Raw genomic sequence first — 16,888 nt, forward strand, 5'->3', positions numbered from 1 at the left:
AATGTGTACTGCCGGATTATACCTGCCGACGCCTTGGCCCGATACGGGACTTGGTTATAATGGGCCATGAAAAAATCTACCCTGTTAGGCAACATTACGCCCGCCGAGTTCTTGCGCGACTATTGGCATAAAAAACCCCTGCTGATTCGCCAGGCCATCCCCGGCTTCAAGCCGCTGCTCACGCTGGCCGCGCTGGCCGAGATGGCCAAGCAAAACCATATCGAGTCGCGCCTGATCACCAGCGTCGACGGCGACTGGGACATGCAGCACGGCCCGCTCGAGACGCTGCCGCCGACCACGCAAAAGCAATGGACGATGCTGGTCCAGGGCGCCAATCTGTACCACAAGGGCGCCGACGCGCTGCTGCGCCAGTTCCGCTTCATTCCCGACGCGCGCCTGGACGACTTGATGATCAGCTATGCCACCGATGGCGGCGGCGTCGGTCCCCACTTCGACTCTTACGACGTGTTCCTGCTGCAGGCGCACGGCAAGCGCCACTGGCGCATTGGCCCGCAGAAGGACCTCTCGCTGGTCGAAGGCAAGCCGCTCAAGATCCTGGCCAACTTCAAGCCGCAGGAAGAATTTTTGCTCGAACCGGGCGACATGCTGTACCTGCCGCCCCACTACGCGCACGACGGCGTGGCCGTTGGCGAGTGCATGACCTATTCGATCGGTTTTCGCTCGCCGTCGTACCAGGAACTGGGCGAAGCGTTTCTGCAGTTCATGGCCGATTCGATCGACTTGCCAGGACGCTACGGCGACCCGGCACTGGAAGTGTCCAAGCATCCCGCGGAAATTCCGCGCCACATGCTGGCCACCATTACCGAGGAAATCAACAAGGTGCGCTTTACCGAAGAAGACGTGACGATCTTCCTGGGCGAACACTTGTCGGAACCGAAGCATAATGTGTTTTTCACCGGGCCTGCCAAGCCCTTGACGATGGGCCGCTTTGCCCAGAGCGTGGCCAAAAAAGGCGTGGTACTGTCGCTCAAGACCCTGATGCTGTATCGCGGCAAGCACGTGTTCATCAATGGCGAATCGTTTGCTGTGGGCCGGGCCGACAAGACCTTGCTCGACGCGCTGGCCAACGAGCGCACCCTGCCCGGCCCGCTCGTGGCTGGCGCTTCGGACGATGTGATGGAGGCGCTTTACACCTGGTACCAGGATGGCTGGCTCGAACTTCCCTGAAAGGTTTGCTATGACGGACGCCGCAGAAAACCGGTTCACCACCCGCACCGAGTTCGAAGGCCATTTTCTGGCCTGCGTTGCGCGGTCAAACGCGACGCTGTCGCTGTTCGACCCGGACTTTGCGGTTTTCCCGCTCGGCACAAGCGCCACCGATGCGGCGCTGCGCGATTTCCTCGCCCGCGGCGGCCACGTGCAGATGGCCATGCACCAAACCGGCCTCATCGAGCGTGAATACCCGCGCTTCTTGCGCCTTTTAAAAGATTACAGCCACAGGGTCGAGTGTCGGGTCACCAGCCGCGCGCTGCGCACGCTGACCGATTCGTTCTGCATCGGCGACGGCGAGCATATCGTGCGGCGCTTCCATAGCGATCACATGCGCGGAGAAGCCGTTTTCAACACGCCGTTGGCGACCGAAATCAGCGCCGAACGGTTCACCGGCATCTGGGCGGAATCGCTGCCGGGACTGCACGCGACGACGACTGGCTTGTAGCAAAATTTCGTGCTTTTTCCAAATTTAGTTTGGCAAACTCAGGAAAAATTAGTAAAACGTCTATTCCAAGTGCCCGGATCGGGTATTTTTGCTTGCATGTTCACAAACCGCTTCCAAAAAAGCATTATTGTGCTATTGCGAAGCACCATTTTTCGCTATAATAGCGGGTTAGGAAGTTTCCGTTGTCTGTAAGCACTCATAACAGGTACGAAAGTCTACGAGATCTCCCTAACGAGCGATAATTACCGGTAATTATTCATCGCATCAAATATTGTATTTATAGTGAATTAATTAAGGAAAAACCCATGAAAAAATCTTTGCTGATCGTCTCCCTGTTGGCCGTTGCTCTGGCTGCTTGCGCTAAAAAAGAAGAGCCAGTTGTTGCTCCAGTTGCTCCAGTAGTTGAGACCGCACCTGCACCAGCAGTTGTTGAGACCCCAGCTCCTGCTGCTGACGCTGCTACCGCTGCTGCTGTTGCTGCTTCGGCCGCTTCGGTTGCTGCTGACGCTGCTGTTGCTGCTTCGGCTGCTGCATCGACCGCAGCTTCGGCTGCTGCATCGGCTGCTAAGTAATTTTCAGCACGGTTTGAAAAAAGAAAGCCGACCTTCGGGTCGGCTTTTTTTCGTCTGTCGATACCGATGCCGGGCTGGAGCGTTGCGCGGCGCTGAGGCGGACGCTGTTGAAAACACGAAAAAAAATGCCGTTCAGCGCATAGCTGAACGGCATTTTGCTGTGGACGACGCTTGATTACTTCAGTTCGTCGCCCAGCAGCTTGAGGATCTTCGCGCCGGTCGGTGTTGCTTCCGGCTTGCCTTCGTTCGACTGCACCGTCACCTGGCTCACGCTCGCGCCGGCCGCCGTCTTGACGACGACGCGGTAACGCTGCGCTTCCTTGGCCTTGTCGGCTTCGCCAAAAGTGAACAGTTTCTTGAAAAAGCCATCTTTGGCGGCGATGTCCGGGTCGACAAAGCGCACGAAATACACGCCCTGCACGCGGTCGCGGTCTTCGACGGTAAAGCCGACGCGGTCCAGCGCCAGGCCCACACGGCGCCATGCACGATCGAAACCTTCATCGACTTCCACGGCGCTGCCCACCAGTTTGGCGTGCTGCGGCGCCACCACGGCGCTGGCCACCACCGCTTTCGAGGCGGCGGTCGGCTTGTTATCCTCGGCGCCGGACAGGCGCGCCACCAGCTTGCTCAGAAATTGCGCTTCCAGGTCAGGATCGTTGCCGCGCGAGGTCCAGGTTGGAATTTCCTTGTGCGGACCGGTCAAGACTTCTTCGGCCCCGCGATGGCTGATGTAGACCTCGGTGCCGCCGGTTGCGGTGCGCTCCAGGCGCGTGCGGTACTTGTCGCGCTCGCCGGAACCGTACAGCGAATCGATAACCTTGCCCAGCGTGCGGCGCACGATGTCTTGCGGGATCTTGGCGCGGTTTTCCGTCCATTCCGTTTCCATGGTGCCGGTGGTGGCCGACTCGGCAGCGAGCGTGAAGCCATTGTCGATCCAGAACTGCTTGATCTGCGGGAACAACTGCTCGGGCGACTGGTTAACCGCCAGCCAGCGCTGGTTGCCATTGCGTTCGACGCGCATCGCTTCGGTGTTGATCGGGCCGACGGCCTGACCGGCGGGCGCAGCGGCGGCGGCGGTGGTGCGGCCGGCCTGGTAGGTCGAGGCCGAAGCGCTGCCGCGTCCTTCAGGGACGGCGTAGCGGTTGTCCTTTTCGAGCTGGGTCAGGTCAGGCGGCACGTCGAGCTTGGCGGCTTTTTTCGCACCGCGGTAGTCGAGGTGGTCTTGTTCCATCACCGAGCTGATCATGCCGCAGCCGGTCAGGGTGACCAGCAGCGCGGAAGTAATAACGGTGGCCATGGCCGGAGTAAATGTGGTGCGAATAGTCATGTCGTAGCTGGATAAGGGCCAACAGCGGCCGGTGTCTGAAATGATCCCAACCCTTGCGGGTCAGGGCGTAGGGAGAACGCCGGCGTCGCGCAGCGCGCCGCGGACGGTGTCGTGGAAGTCGGCCGACAGCGCCACCAGCGGCAGGCGCAGGCCCGGCGGCATCATGCCCATTTCGGCCAGCGCCCATTTGACCGGAACCGGGTTGGGCTCGACGAACAGCTTGCCATGCAATCCCATGATCTGGTTGTTGAGGGCGACTGCCGTGGCGATCTCACCGCCCATGGCAGCCGCGCACATCTCGTGCATAGCCTTGGGTGCCACATTGGCCGTCACCGAAATATTACCAGCCCCGCCGCACAGCATCAGCGCGATGGCGGTCGGGTCGTCGCCGGAATACACGGCAAAGCTTTTCGGCACCAGTTTCAGCAGTTCCAGGCCGCGCCCGATATTGCCGGTCGCGTCCTTGATGCCAACAATATTCGGAATGGCCGACAGGCGCACCACCGTCTCGTTGGACATGTCGGCGACCGTGCGGCCAGGGACGTTGTACAGGATGATGGGCAAATCCACCGCTTCGGCAATGGCCTTGAAGTGCTGGTACATGCCTTCCTGCGTAGGCCGGTTGTAGTACGGCACCACGCTCAGCACGGCGTCGGCGCCGAATTCCTTGGCCGACTCGGACAGCTTGATCGCTTCGGCGGTCGAATTGCCGCCGGCGCCGGCGATGATGGGAATCCGGCCCTTGGCGTGCGCGACCGTAAAACGGATCAGCTCGCAGTGTTCAGCAACGCTGACGGTGGCCGATTCGCCTGTGGTACCGACGATGACGATCCCGTCCGTGCCTTCGGCGACGTGCCAGTCAATCAGCTTTTGCAAGCCGGGATAGTCGAGACTGCCATCCGCATGCATCGGAGTGACGATTGCTACTATGCTGCCCTTGATCATATGTATGTGACGATGCTGGTAAAAGAAACTCTGATTGTAGCGGATACCCCGCCTAAAAGGTTCATTCTTGACTGGAATCGCGCTTTGCGGCGCCCTCGTGGGGCTCCAGCTGCGCCTTACTGCGGGCAAAATCAGGTCCGACGGCGCATAGCCGCTGCACCATCGCTGCCTTGGGCGCGTCCGTGACGCCGTCCTCGAAGGCCAGCACGCGCAGGCCGTGCAAGGCGGCCAGCGCCAGCAGCTCTCCCTCGCCCAGCAAAAAGTGGGGATTTGACGGTTTGCCGAAGGCCTCATTTCCGATCGCGAATGTTTCGTAAATCAAGACGCCGTCCGGCGCCAGGCTGCGTGCAAGGTGCCCGAACAGCGGTCGGTGCAAATAATTGGTGACGACAATGCCGGCAAAGCGCCCCGGCGCAAATGGCCATGGGGAAACGCCGTCTTCCAGGTCGAAGTGCAGCGTGGTGACCTTGTCTTCTGCCAAAGCCGCCAGCGCCGCCGCATCGCGGTCCAGCGCCAGCACGGCGTGCCCAAGCGCGGCGAAGTGGCGCGCGTGGCGTCCGCCGCCGCAGGCCAGGTCGAGCACGTCGCCCTGCCCCACCAGCGGCGCGAAGCGCCGAACCCAGTCCGACACGTCCGCCATCAGCTGTACGACAAGCCCATGGCCTCGCGCACGTCGCGCATGGTTTCCTGCGCCAGCTTGCGCGCCGCGTCGCAGCCGTCGGCAACGATGGCGCGCACCAGCGACGGATCGTCCAAATACTGCTGGGCGCGTTCGTGCATCGGTTCCTGTTCGGCGATGATGGCGTCAATCACCGGTTGCTTGCATTCGATGCAGCCGATGCCGGCCGTGGTGCAACCTTTGACGACCCAGTCCCTGGTGGCGTCGTCGGAATAGACTTCATGCAATTGCCAGACCGGGCACTTGCGCGGATCGCCCGGATCGGTGCGGCGCACGCGGGCCGGGTCGGTCGGCATGGTGCGCACTTTCTTGGTGACGGAATCCTTGTCTTCGCGCAGCGCAATCGCGTTGCCATAGCTCTTGGACATCTTGCGGCCATCCAGGCCCGGCAGGCGCGACGCCACCGTCAGCTTGGCTTGCGGCTCCACCAGGATCAGCTTGCGGCTGCCTTCCAGGTAGCCAAACAGGCGTTCGCGGTCGATCATCGACAAGCTTTGGGCGTCGTCCAGCATGGCCTTGGCTTGTGCGAGCGCATCGTCCCTGCCTTCCTGCTGGTATTCGGTACGCAGTTCCAGGTACAGCTTGGCGCGCTTGCTGCCCAGCTTTTTGACGGCGTCCATCGCTTTTTCTTCAAAGCCCTTTTCCTTGCCGTACATGTGGTTGAAGCGGCGCGCGATCTCGCGCATCATTTCAATGTGCGGCACCTGGTCGTCGCCCACCGGCACCTGGCTGGCGCGGTAGATCAGCACGTCGGCCGCCTGCAACAAGGGGTAGCCCAGGAAGCCGTAGGTGGCCAGATCCTTGCTCGTCAGGTTGTCGATCTGGTCTTTGTAGGTGGGCACGCGCTCGAGCCAGCCAAGCGGCGTGCACATCGACAGCAGCAGGTGCAGTTCGGCGTGTTCCGGCACCCGCGACTGGATGAACAGCGTCGACTGCGACGGGTCGATGCCGGCCGCGAGCCAGTCGACGACCATGTCCCAGGTGCTGCGTTCGATGATGGTCGGGTCGTCGTAATGCGTGGTCAAGGCGTGCCAGTCGGCCACGAAGAACAGGCAAGGCTGCTCGGACTGCATCCGCACCCAGTTCTTGAGAGCGCCATGGTAATGGCCAAGGTGCATGGTGCCCGTAGGGCGCATACCGGAAACGACACGATCTGGATACATGAAATGAACTCTAGAGTATAAAAATGAATGGCGCTGTCAGCTTGGCTGCCAGCTCAGGAAAAGGGGATGACGACTGCCTTGAATGCATTGCTCACATAATAAATCGACCTGGCCAGGAACCTGTCGAGCACATGGAACTTCATGAGCAGCAGGAACATCGCAAAAATACACATGTCGTACACTTCCATCCGCACCGTGCGGCGCAGCAACCAGTACGGCATCAGGCGCCGCAGCAGCCTGATCGTTTTCTTGGGCCTGGCCGGCGGCAAGCGGATCGCTTCCATTTTTGTCGCGATCCGCCGTGGTAGCAGGCTCATCAGGATTTCCCCGCCATCCAGCGGCGGGACGGGAATCATGTTGAATACAACCATTGCCGCATTCACCAGGATGCCCGCCCTGGCCATTTCCCACAGCAGCGGCTGGCGTACGCTGACAAACAGGCCCAGCAGCGCCCAGAGCGTTCCCATCGCTGCATTCGCGGCCGGGCCGGCAAAGGCCACGAATGCCGCATCGCGGCGCGGGTTGCCGAGCCGGTTAAAGTCGACCGGGACCGGTTTTGCGTAGCCGAACGGCAGCTGGATCAGCCAATACGCCACCAGCGGCAGCAAGATGGTGCCCAGCGGATCGATGTGGCGCAGCGGGTTGATGCTGACGCGACCTTCGTCGGCCGCCGTGGAGTCGCCGAAAAAACGGGCGACATAGCCATGCGCTGCTTCGTGCAGCGAAATAGCGAACACGACCGGAATCACGTACGCCATCAGCCAGAACAACTGGCCAGATACACTATTCATGCAGCGATTTTAGCAGAGCCGGTGGGCCGGCCCGTCGGCGCGCCTTCAAAGTCCGAATACGGACGGGTCGCCGCGGCCCTGACGCACCAGCGACGGGGTCTCGGTGGTAAGGTCGACCACCGTGGTCGGCTGCATCGAACAGGCGCCGCCGTCGATGATCAGGTCGAGCAGTTTTTCAAGCCGCTCGCGGATGCTGTCGGCGTCGGTCAAGGGTTCGGCCTCGCCGCTGAGAATGAGCGTGGTGCCCAGCAAGGGCTGGCCGAGTTCCGCGAGCAAGGCCTGGGCAATGGCGTTTTCCGGCACGCGCAGGCCGATGGTCTTGCGCGACGGATGCGACAGGCGGCGCGGCACTTCGCGCGTGGCTTCCAGGATCACCGTGAACGGGCCCGGCGTGGCCGCCTTCAGGAAGCGGAACTGCTTGTTGTCCACGCGTGCATAGGCGCCGATTTCGGACAGGTCGCGGCACAGCAGCGTCAAGTGGTGCCGGTCATCGATGCCGCGGATGCGGCGCAGTTTTTCGACCGCCGCCTTGTCGTCCAGGTGGCACACCAGCGCGTAGCAGGAGTCGGTCGGCAGCGCGACGATCCCGCCGGCATGGATGATCTGCGCGGCCTGCTTGATCAGGCGCGCTTGCGGGTTGTCCGGGTGGATCTGGAAAAATTGGGTCATCGGTCAGGAACATTCAGCGTAAAAAATCTCAGCGTAGTTGGTCAAGCGCGGCAATGCGCTGCTCCATTGGCGGGTGGGTGGAAAACAGCGCCCCCCAACTGCGCCCGCCGCCGGCGATGCCAAAGGCCGCCATCGACGACGGCAAGGCGTCCGGCGCCATGCCGCCCAGGCGCCGCAGCGCGCGCTGCATCGGCATCGGGCTGCCCAGCAATTTGGCCGAGCCGGCGTCGGCGCGAAACTCGCGCTGGCGCGAGAACCAGGCCACGATGATCGATGCCACCAGGCCGAACAGCAGTTCGCAGACGAACACCGTGACCATGTACCCGATGCCGGGGCCGCGATTGTCATTGCGCAGCAAGACCTTGTCGACCACAAAGCCGACCACCCGCGCCAGGAACACGACAAAGGTATTGACCACACCCTGGATCAGCGTGAGCGTGACCATGTCGCCGTTGGCAACGTGCGCAATTTCGTGGCCGAGCACGGCTTCGATTTCATCTTGATTCATGCTCGACAGCAGGCCCGTGGAGACGGCCACCAGGGCGGAGTTCTTGAAGGCGCCTGTTGCAAAGGCGTTCGCTTCGCCCTCGTAAATGGCGACGTCGGGCATGCCGATGTGGGCGCTGTCGGCCAGCTTGCGCACGGTGGCGACCAGCCATGCTTCGTTGGCGTTGGCGGGCGTGTCGATCACCCGCGCGCCCGTGGACCACTTGGCCATGGTCTTGCTCAACAGCAGAGAAACGATGGAACCGGTAAAACCGACGACGGCTGAAAACACCAGCAGCTGGCCGACATTGATGCCGGACGCGCTCACGCCCCGACCAATACCGAAGACGGTCAGTACCAGCGACAGCACCAGCAAGACGGCGATGTTGGTAACCAAAAAAAGAACGATGCGTTTCATGGCAAGCCTCCGGGGCTGTGGATGGTTGTCAGAGTGAATAGGTAAGGCTGGTTGGCGCGAAAAACAAGGGGCCCGCATTGCCCCGCATTGCATCGCAGCGCATCGCGATAAGCTGCAGCTCTCAAAACCAGTCGTGCCACACCGGTGTGAGGCTAGATGGCAATGGCGGCAGCGCGGCGAAATCGATGCGCGATTCACCAGGCGCATGAAAATCGGTCCCGCGCGACGCCAGGAAACCATACCTGCGCGCATGCTCCGCATACACCTGATACTGGGCGGCACTATGACTGCCCGTGACCACCTCGATCGCCGTGCCGCCCAAGTCCTTGAATTCATCGAACAAGGCGGCCTGTGCCGTAATATTGAACTTGTAGCGCCCCGGATGGGCAATCACGGCCACGCCGCCCGCACCTTTGATCCAGCCCATGGCCTGCGTCAGGCTGGCCCAGCGGTGCGGCACATACCCCGGCTTGCCTTCGGTCAGGTATTTACGAAACACTTCCGGAATGTTCGCGCAAGCGCCGCACTCGACCAGGTAGCGCGCAAAATGGGTGCGCGACATCAGGTCGGGATTGTCGACATACTTAAGCGCACCCTCATAGGCGCCGGGAATGCCGGCCCGGGCCAGTTGCGCGGCCATCTCGCGCCCGCGCGCGTCGCGCCCGCTGCGGGTGGCGGCCAGGCCGGCCGTCAAGCCTTCGGAGGTCGGATCGATCTGCAGGCCGACGATATGCACCGTTTCGCCCGCCCACGTCACCGATATTTCCACGCCCGGCACAAAGTGCATGCCCAGCGCGGCGGCGGCGTCACGCGCGCGGCCGATGCCGCTCACTTCATCATGGTCGGTCAGGGCCCAGGCATTGACGCCGGCATCATGCGCATACTTGGCCACGGCGGCCGGCGCGAGCACCCCGTCCGACACGTTCGAGTGACAATGCAAATCTACATTCATACCTGAAAACACCGGCTGACAAAAGAAGGCTCCATTGTACGCTGCCTGCGAAAAATCCCTGTGGCGTGCTCAGCTTTCGGCCAGGAATTGCTCCAGCATCGCCGCCAGCATTTCCGGCTGGTCGTGGTGCAGCATGTGGCCGGCGTCGGGCATCATGCGCGCGCTGACGTTGGCGATATGCGCCAGGCGGCGGTCGATCTCGATGCGCGCTTCCGGCTTGGGGCCCATCCACAGCCACATATTGGTGTCGTCAGCCTCGACCCACAGTACGGGCGCGGTGATTTTTTTCCAGCAAGCGAGCACTTCTTCCACCCGGTACAGCGAAGGCGACGGCTTCTTGTGGGCCGGGTCGCCCAGGATTTCCCATTCGCCGGCCGCGTTTTCGGCCGCCCAGTGCTGCGACAGGAAGTCGGCGCGCGCGTCCAGCAGGCGCGGATTGGTTTTTTGCAAGCGCGCGGCCACCGCCTGCCGGCTCGGGTAGCTGCGCAGCGTGGGCGGCTCGCGCAGTTCGGCCAGCCACTTGGCGTAGCGAATGGGCGATTGCTCGGGCAGCGTCGATTGCAGGCCGAAGCCTTCCAGGTTGATCAGGCGTCGCACCCGCTCGGGGCGCACGCCGGCGTACAGGCTGACCACATTGCCGCCCATGCTGTGGCCCAGCAGATTGACCGCCTCGCCCGGCGAATAATGCTCCAGCATGACGTCCAGGTCGGCTACGTAGTCGGGGAACCAGTAGGTGTCGGAATGGGTGCGCTCGGACAGGCCAAAACCGCGCCAGTCGGGCGCGATGACATGCCAGTCGCCCTTGAGGCAATCGACGACGAACTGGAACGACGCGGCCACGTCCATCCAGCCATGCACCATGAAGATCTTGGGCGCGCCCTCGCGGCCCCAGTGGCGCACGTGGCTGCGCAGGCCGCGCACGGTGATGAATTCGGATCGGGACGCTAGCATGACTTGCCTTATAGATAAAAGTACGACCGTTCTATTATACCGGACTATTGCATTGTCGCGCTTTGGCGCCATTTCAGGCAGTCGGGCCGGCAAAGCCCGGCACGGCGCCACAAGGGCGTAAAATAGCGCTTCCCTTTCCCACTCAGAACAAAGACACCATGGCTATCTACCAGTTGGGCGAGCACGCTCCCGAGATCGACGCATCGGCTTACGTGGCCGACTCTGCCACCCTGATCGGCAAGGTGACGCTGGAACAGGACACCTCGGTGTGGTCGGGCGTGACGATTCGCGGCGACAACGAGCGCATCACCATCGGCAAGGGTAGCAATGTACAGGAAGGCACGGTCATGCATACCGACATGGGCTTTCCGTTGACCATCGGCGCCAACGTCACCATCGGCCACCAGGCCATGCTGCACGGCTGCACGGTGGGCGACGGCTCGCTGATCGGCATTCAGGCCGTGATTCTGAATGGCGCCAAGATCGGCAAGGGTTGCCTGGTCGGCGCGGGTGCGCTGGTTACTGAAGGCAAGGAGTTTCCCGACTATTCGCTGATCGTCGGCGCGCCCGCCAAGGTGGTGCGCACGCTGGACGCCGAAGCGATCGGACGCCTGGAACTGAGCGCGGCCAGCTACGTGGCGCGCGGGCGACTGTTCAAGACAGAATTGAAAAAAATTGGATAAGCCATGACGACAGACACCACAGATACCCTGCAAAAATTCATCTTCGACAATGCCGCCGTGCGCGGCGAGTTTGTTGAAATTTCCGACACCTGGCGCGACATCGTCCAGCACCACGACTACCCTGTTGCGGTCAAGACCTTGCTGGGCGAAATGGTGGCTGCGGCCGCTTTGCTGTCGGCCAACCTCAAGTTCAATGGCGCGATCGTGATGCAGATCCACGGCGACGGCCCGGTGCGCTTGCTGGTCGTCGAGTGCGACTCGGCGCTGCGCCTGCGCGCCACGGCCAAGGTGATTGAAGGGGCAACGGTGGCCGAAGGCGCGACCCTGACCGACCTGCTCAACGTGAGCGGCAAGGGGCGCTTCGTCATTACGCTCGACCCGATCGACAAAATGCCGGGCCAGCAACCCTACCAGGGCATCGTACCGCTCGACGGGGACGACATGGCCACCGTGATCGAGAACTACATGCTGCGTTCCGAGCAGCTCGACACGCGCCTGTGGCTGGCCGCCGACGGGCAAGTCTCGCGCGGGCTGCTGCTGCAAAAGCTGCCGCGCCACAGCGGCAAGGAAGACCAGAGCGTCCAGGCCAGCGAAGCGGAAGACCTTGAGACGTGGAACCGCGCCGTGATGCTGGCCTCCACGCTCAAGCAGCCCGAGCTGCTCTCGACCGGCATTCAGACGCTGATGGAGCGCCTGTTCTGGGAAGAGACGATCCGCGTGTTCGAGCCGGCGCACCCGCAATTTCATTGCGGCTGTACGCGCGAAAAAGTGGGCAATATGCTCAAGATGCTGGGCCGCGACGAAGTCGATTCGGCGCTCGACGAGCTGGGCCAGCTGGGCATCAACTGCGACTTTTGCGGCAAGCACTACGCGTTCGACAAGGTCGACTGCGCGCAGCTGTTCGCCGGCGACACGCCGGTGGAAGTGTTGATTCCCGCCAGCGACAGCAAGCACTGATGCGCGACACGCCCCGCAGCGCGTTTGCGCACTTTCTTGCCATTCCCACGCGCTGGATGGATAACGATGGGTACGGGCATGTCAATAATGTCGTGTATTACTCGTATTTTGATACGGCGGTGAACCAGTTCTTGATTGAGCGGGGCGTGCTCGATATTCACAAGGGTGAGGTGGTGGGCTTTGTGGTCGACAGCGGCTGCTCGTACTTCAGTTCCGTCTCGTTCCCGGATGTGATTCATGCGGGGATACGGGTGGCAAAGCTTGGCAACTCAAGTGTGCGCTATGAGATCGCGCTGTACCGCAATGACGATCGCCTTCCGTGCGCGGCGGGCCACTTCGTGCATGTGTATGTTGAGCGCAGCAGCAATCGGGCGGTGTCGATTCCGGCGCCGGTGCGCTGTGTGCTCGACACCATTCGCGGCGAATCGCTGACGCCTTGATCGGCTGGCAGCAGGCCAAGCGAAGCTGCGCTAATTTGACTACTCGAACGACAGCAATCGCCCCAAACCAGACGTTCAAAACTTTGCGCAGTACACTCAGTATTAGGGGGCTTCTACATTGTTCGCGACGAATATTTCAACGAATTGCATTGGTGTAAGCGTTGCGCCATTTTGCTTAGCGATCTTTTGGTTCTTCTCCCACATTGCTTGAATAGCTTCGCGAATATTAGGAGGAAAGTGAAGTTGGGCCACCACGATCTCTTCCCATGTACCACCGGTTGCATAGACTTCATGCAGCTTGGGGGTCATATGTACTAGAAGCGTCTCCTGTGATGCATCAAGCTGATCAATACACTTCAATACGAATGAGTCGACAAGCTTGAGAAACGGCTTTCCGGCATAGCGGTCAACTGGCTGAGTTATTTTTTTCCAAACCCGAAGAGGCCCATTTAAAAATCCTAACGTGAAAGATGGGCGGCGCAGTTAAGCGTCCGCTCGATTGAAACTTGAGCCGCCCGAATGGCCGCTGCTGGCCGAACTCGGGCGTTTGCATCAGCATAGCACGCTGCCAAACGGAAAAAGTCACGGACTTTACCGACAGGCCGCTATCGCCCCAAAGCAGACACCGACTTACAGCGCCTTCGCGCCGTTGTAGCTGTCATTGACGTTTAACGCAAACCTGCTGGAACCAGCTCGACAGATTCGGCCAATGTTCCGAAGTTGTCCCGTTATGAGACCATGTTCAAAGATGGCATGCCACCCGAACATGTCCCCATGATGGGACAGACCGGCAGCGCCGGCGCCACGGCCCCGCTCAGGCACTAGCGCTTCCAACGGCTGCAACAAGCAGCAAGGTGTAATGTTGCTTGCCCAGCCTCCGCGCCCCGCTGCGATCGTAAAAGCGCATTGCGGCCTCGTTCCACGCCGGCGTTTTCCATTGCATGTCGCGGCAGGAATTTTGAAGACCTCCGTCCATCACGGCCCGCGCGGTCTTCCCATATAAGTCGCCGGCCGAGCTATTCATAATCGATCATCAGACACCAATGCGATCCCTTGCCGATTATTCCGATAGCCATCTTGAGATCGTCAACGACACCTGCGCAATCGGGCACCGAATCGGGATGCTGTTCGACGTAATTCAGATAGCCTCCAAATATCGCCAAGCCTTCGGCGGCAGGTCGCATGTCACGGATCGTGCAGTCGAGCATATAAAGATCGGAAACCGGTGATACGCCAATGTCCGCGGCGACCAAATCAAGCGCATCGGCCGCGTGCGCAAGTGCGCGTCCATCCATGAAATTAGCTGAATCAGCAAAGCTGTTGCCGAGCGAAACATACAGTGAACCAATCATGCATCTTCCTTGTTCGTGGCTTGGGCGGGCGCGGCGATGCCAGGGAGCTGGCCGTCACAGACGCGGACCCGGTCTTGCACCTGCAGGCACATCGTGCCTACCATACTCACTGAATCCCAAGACTACCGTCGTACTCTCAAACGCGTAGAGTCGGGGATGTTCGCCTGAAGGGCAATCAGTCGTCAGCGTTCCGATAGTGCTCGACAAGAGTGAAATCACTGTGTCCGTGTCGCTAGTTTTTGCCTAGCAGCCTGTCGGACTATGGGTAAAAAAGAAACTTTATTGACCGCTTGCTGAAAATTTAGGCTAAATTTCCGCATTTAAATGCCACGAATGGTATCCAGAGCCAATATTTTTCGTTTCAGGCGCGCAATCGTGTTTTAGTTTCGCAAGTCCGACAGGCTGCTAGGCTTCGACTTCATCCGGCTTAGGATTCATAGCACCTCGAAGAGAATGTTCAAGGTCCGCTGCTGGCCGATCACTGCCGATTGTATTCGACAGCACCTCGGCGCCTGCCGGTTCCGCTGCTAGCCTCTAGACGTCATAGCTAAATGCCGTCACCTGCCAACTGGGCTCCAGCCGTAACCGGATGCCGTAAGGGGGCGGTCGGGTAATGTCGTAACGTCCAGCAAATAGATTGGCCGCCGCGAACTCGATATATTTACCGTCCTTGCCGGTTATCACTCTTGCGCCCGGACTACCCAAGAGACTTAAGAGAACTACAGGCTCTGCCATTCCTTCACACCTAATCGTCAGCTCTACATCACCGGCCATCGGCCAAATCATGAGCGTTAAACTTAGCGGTTTACTGTCAACTGAGTAACCATACGAAATGCCATATTCTTCTCCGACAGGCACAACTCCCAAGGCTTCAAGAAAATCCAACGGCTCCCACGAAAATTCTCGCATTCATATTCCGATAAGTTGATCATTACAAAAAGAGGCACTGCTGCGGTGACCGTGGCCGTTGGCTTCTGGCTGATTCAGTAGCATCGACGGGGTCTGCGCCGACTTGCGGACACGGACTGTGCCGTTCAGTTCCACGAGGCTACGCTAGGGCAGAGGTCGTGTTCAATTGTCGGCACAGACGCCGTGCAGCTACGCCAGATATAAGTGCAAACCTATATTCGCGCATGCCCAGCCGCACGCGGGCTCAGGACACCAAGCACAAACACGGTATGAATTTCATCCACATACTGATACATGGCCAAAAAGCCGCGTCCCTTACGGCTGCAGCATCCGGGTCAGTCAGACTCGCATTTAAGTCAGCGGGCTAAGCTAACGATCTCGATCACAACGACGTTGGCGAAGCGATAGCTGCCGCGCACCCAATGACCCTTGGTTCCAATTTTTAGCTTTTTTGCATGAAAATCTCGGCTTGCCGGGTCGAACACCCACATATTTGCCTTTCCATTCTCAGGCAGTATTCCGGGTGTTGTGTCTGTCATCACGCGACCATCCGCTTCGAGGATTTCGGGCCAAATCATGTGGATACCCTCAACTGTAGGATTCTCCCCTTCATACAGAAAGTCGACACGCATTCCTTGCTCCGGCTCAGACAATCTCAGCTCGTCTCATGGATCGAGCGTATACGCAACGATGAAATCCGGGGCGCGACATAGCCGAATTGCGTAGGGCTCATGTTTGATCATATTGGGAATGGCAACTCTGATTTATTTTTCATGCACTCACTTGTGCTCGGCTGAGTGACCGGTTCTGGCCGGCACCTATCGATTGTACTCGACGGCGAACGGTCACCTGCTGGCTTGTCCGCTGCCGCCCCAGTGGTCATTGCAGCTAACAATTTATGGAACGTGTTTGTACTAAGCAAGCGTGGTGACAATTTGCCCCTAATGGTCTCTGAGCTCGCGTATCCACCACTGGACCATTGGATCCTCGTCTATGAAACGCATATGCGAGGCGAATTTAACCAACCTTAAACCGTCCGCTTCGCTGAACTCGAAACCATCATGGTCGAACTCGAACACTCTTCCTGCAGCAGCGCCCTCCGTCGCCACTGAAATGTAGTTGCCAAAGCACGGCGTTTCGCCGATGGCTAAACAAGTTTCAATCCAGTCCGGCACGATTTGGATTTCGCACCCAGCAGCAACACATTGAGCTAACGGCGGCAGGTATAAGTCCATACTATATTCGCGCATAACCAGCCTCACGCTGGCTCCGAACGGCAAGCACAAACACGGTATCAATCTCATTCACATACTGATACAAAGCCAAGAAGCCTCGCGCCTTGCGTCCGATTACTAATTCGCGCTTACCGTCGGACTTAGGCCTGCCGATGAGTGGGCTGTGCGCGAGAACATCAATCACCCGCACGATTTCCATAATGCGCGCGGCCCCCTCGCTGACTTTATTTTGGGCCTGATATTCCAGGATACGGTCAAAGTCCTCCAGAACCTCCGGCGCCATTTCGACACGCGCCATATCATTCCCGCTTCGTCTTCGCGACCGGACGCGATATCTGCTTGCCCTCCAAGCGTGCTTCGAGGTAGTGGCGCAGGTCGGTCCACGGTATCGTTTTCCCTGATTCCACGATCTTGGCAAACCGAGCATTGGCTTCTTCATCAAAGCCGGCACGCTGCTCTTCCAGCTCTGTCTTTTCCGCAATGGCTTCAAGGATGAAACTGTGGGTTGACTTGCCAACGCGTTCAGCGGCGCTGGCAATTCGTGCCTTCAAGTCTTCCGACAGGCGAATTGTTGTAGTTGTTGCCATTGCGGTCTCCTTCTGTACACTTAAATGTAGCACAATTGTGCTATGCACTTCCACAATTGGTGTGGCAAGTTAAGCATCTCTAAGGCTAAACTGG

22 protein-coding genes are annotated in these 16,888 nt (G+C 59.7%); 6 read left to right on the forward strand and 16 right to left on the reverse strand.

The genetic code is table 11. The features are described 5' to 3' along the window. The first annotated feature begins 66 nt into the window (after positions 1 to 66). The 3 genes from ACP7BV_RS16935 to ACP7BV_RS16945 all read left to right on the forward strand — a co-directional run bounded on the left by ACP7BV_RS16935 (position 67) and on the right by ACP7BV_RS16945 (position 2,250). Entirely contained in the window at positions 67 to 1,188 is a 1,122-nt protein-coding gene (locus ACP7BV_RS16935; protein WP_426105473.1) for a JmjC domain-containing protein, read from the forward strand. A gap of 10 nt (positions 1,189 to 1,198) precedes the next feature. Beyond that, positions 1,199 to 1,678: a hypothetical protein gene (locus ACP7BV_RS16940; protein ID WP_426105474.1), complete on the forward strand. Its 480-nt coding sequence runs from the start codon at positions 1,199 to 1,201 to the stop codon at positions 1,676 to 1,678. Positions 1,679 to 1,983: 305 nt separating this feature from the next. Next, a complete protein-coding gene (locus tag ACP7BV_RS16945) occupies positions 1,984 to 2,250 on the forward strand; it encodes a hypothetical protein (RefSeq protein WP_426105476.1) in 267 nt (88 codons plus the stop codon). A 175-nt stretch (positions 2,251 to 2,425) separates the two neighbouring features. On the opposite strand, the gene bamC is transcribed toward ACP7BV_RS16945, so the two are convergent. The 9 genes from bamC to ACP7BV_RS16990 all read right to left on the reverse strand — a co-directional run bounded on the left by bamC (position 2,426) and on the right by ACP7BV_RS16990 (position 10,631). Continuing rightward, a complete protein-coding gene (gene bamC / locus ACP7BV_RS16950) occupies positions 2,426 to 3,577 on the reverse strand; it encodes an outer membrane protein assembly factor BamC (RefSeq protein WP_426105477.1) in 1,152 nt (383 codons plus the stop codon). A gap of 60 nt (positions 3,578 to 3,637) precedes the next feature. After that, positions 3,638 to 4,522 (reverse strand): 4-hydroxy-tetrahydrodipicolinate synthase, encoded by an 885-nt coding sequence (dapA, locus tag ACP7BV_RS16955; protein ID WP_426105479.1) that lies wholly within the window; start codon positions 4,520 to 4,522, stop codon positions 3,638 to 3,640. Positions 4,523 to 4,583: 61 nt separating this feature from the next. Further along, the gene (locus ACP7BV_RS16960; RefSeq protein WP_426105481.1) at positions 4,584 to 5,162 is read right to left on the reverse strand and encodes a class I SAM-dependent methyltransferase; all 579 of its coding nucleotides are present in this window, start codon (positions 5,160 to 5,162) and stop codon (positions 4,584 to 4,586) included. Then, positions 5,162 to 6,364 (reverse strand): tryptophan--tRNA ligase, encoded by a 1,203-nt coding sequence (locus ACP7BV_RS16965; RefSeq protein ID WP_426105482.1) that lies wholly within the window; start codon positions 6,362 to 6,364, stop codon positions 5,162 to 5,164. The genes ACP7BV_RS16960 and ACP7BV_RS16965 overlap by 1 nt, the downstream gene beginning before the upstream one ends. 53 nt (positions 6,365 to 6,417) lie before the next feature. Next, on the reverse strand, positions 6,418 to 7,155 hold the full coding sequence (locus ACP7BV_RS16970; RefSeq protein ID WP_426105484.1) for a site-2 protease family protein: 738 nt from the start codon (positions 7,153 to 7,155) through the stop codon (positions 6,418 to 6,420). Between the two features lie 45 nt (positions 7,156 to 7,200). Beyond that, on the reverse strand, positions 7,201 to 7,824 hold the full coding sequence (locus ACP7BV_RS16975) for an L-threonylcarbamoyladenylate synthase (protein WP_426105485.1): 624 nt from the start codon (positions 7,822 to 7,824) through the stop codon (positions 7,201 to 7,203). A gap of 28 nt (positions 7,825 to 7,852) precedes the next feature. Next, entirely contained in the window at positions 7,853 to 8,728 is an 876-nt protein-coding gene (gene htpX, locus ACP7BV_RS16980; protein ID WP_426105487.1) for a protease HtpX, read from the reverse strand. Positions 8,729 to 8,849: 121 nt separating this feature from the next. Beyond that, positions 8,850 to 9,680, reverse strand: a complete 831-nt coding sequence (locus ACP7BV_RS16985; RefSeq protein WP_426105488.1) for a 3',5'-nucleoside bisphosphate phosphatase — start codon at positions 9,678 to 9,680, stop codon at positions 8,850 to 8,852. Positions 9,681 to 9,749: 69 nt separating this feature from the next. Then, positions 9,750 to 10,631, reverse strand: coding sequence for an alpha/beta fold hydrolase (locus ACP7BV_RS16990; protein WP_426105490.1), 882 nt, complete (start codon positions 10,629 to 10,631; stop codon positions 9,750 to 9,752). A 158-nt stretch (positions 10,632 to 10,789) separates the two neighbouring features. On the opposite strand from ACP7BV_RS16990, the gene ACP7BV_RS16995 reads away from it, so the two are divergent. Genes ACP7BV_RS16995 through ACP7BV_RS17005 form a run of 3 tightly spaced genes read left to right on the forward strand, consistent with a single transcriptional unit; the run spans position 10,790 to position 12,711 of the window. Then, the gene (locus tag ACP7BV_RS16995; RefSeq protein ID WP_426105491.1) at positions 10,790 to 11,314 is read left to right on the forward strand and encodes a gamma carbonic anhydrase family protein; all 525 of its coding nucleotides are present in this window, start codon (positions 10,790 to 10,792) and stop codon (positions 11,312 to 11,314) included. A 3-nt stretch (positions 11,315 to 11,317) separates the two neighbouring features. Beyond that, entirely contained in the window at positions 11,318 to 12,271 is a 954-nt protein-coding gene (hslO, locus tag ACP7BV_RS17000; protein WP_426105493.1) for an Hsp33 family molecular chaperone HslO, read from the forward strand. Then, positions 12,271 to 12,711 (forward strand): acyl-CoA thioesterase, encoded by a 441-nt coding sequence (locus ACP7BV_RS17005; protein WP_426105495.1) that lies wholly within the window; start codon positions 12,271 to 12,273, stop codon positions 12,709 to 12,711. The genes hslO and ACP7BV_RS17005 overlap by 1 nt, the downstream gene beginning before the upstream one ends. Positions 12,712 to 12,813: 102 nt before the next feature. Here the strand turns inward: ACP7BV_RS17005 and ACP7BV_RS17010 are convergent, their stop codons facing one another. From ACP7BV_RS17010 to ACP7BV_RS17040, 7 genes are all read right to left on the reverse strand, one after another. Beyond that, positions 12,814 to 13,020 (reverse strand): hypothetical protein, encoded by a 207-nt coding sequence (locus ACP7BV_RS17010; protein WP_426105496.1) that lies wholly within the window; start codon positions 13,018 to 13,020, stop codon positions 12,814 to 12,816. Between the two features lie 707 nt (positions 13,021 to 13,727). After that, the gene (locus ACP7BV_RS17015) at positions 13,728 to 14,063 is read right to left on the reverse strand and encodes a hypothetical protein (RefSeq protein ID WP_426105498.1); all 336 of its coding nucleotides are present in this window, start codon (positions 14,061 to 14,063) and stop codon (positions 13,728 to 13,730) included. A gap of 534 nt (positions 14,064 to 14,597) precedes the next feature. Next, entirely contained in the window at positions 14,598 to 14,972 is a 375-nt protein-coding gene (locus ACP7BV_RS17020; RefSeq protein WP_426105499.1) for a hypothetical protein, read from the reverse strand. Positions 14,973 to 15,328: 356 nt separating this feature from the next. After that, complete coding sequence (locus ACP7BV_RS17025; RefSeq protein ID WP_426105500.1) at positions 15,329 to 15,604, reverse strand: hypothetical protein; 276 nt, start codon at positions 15,602 to 15,604, stop codon at positions 15,329 to 15,331. 309 nt (positions 15,605 to 15,913) lie between these two features. Continuing rightward, entirely contained in the window at positions 15,914 to 16,207 is a 294-nt protein-coding gene (locus ACP7BV_RS17030) for a hypothetical protein (RefSeq protein WP_426105501.1), read from the reverse strand. A 1-nt stretch (position 16,208) separates the two neighbouring features. Beyond that, on the reverse strand, positions 16,209 to 16,505 hold the full coding sequence (locus ACP7BV_RS17035) for a type II toxin-antitoxin system RelE/ParE family toxin (protein WP_426105502.1): 297 nt from the start codon (positions 16,503 to 16,505) through the stop codon (positions 16,209 to 16,211). 1 nt (position 16,506) lies between these two features. Continuing rightward, positions 16,507 to 16,794: a CopG family ribbon-helix-helix protein gene (locus ACP7BV_RS17040; protein WP_426105504.1), complete on the reverse strand. Its 288-nt coding sequence runs from the start codon at positions 16,792 to 16,794 to the stop codon at positions 16,507 to 16,509. Positions 16,795 to 16,888 lie beyond the last annotated feature (94 nt).

It is taken from the genome of Massilia sp. TSP1-1-2 (assembly GCF_049896185.1).
In the GTDB taxonomy this organism is placed as follows: domain Bacteria; phylum Pseudomonadota; class Gammaproteobacteria; order Burkholderiales; family Burkholderiaceae_D; genus Telluria_A.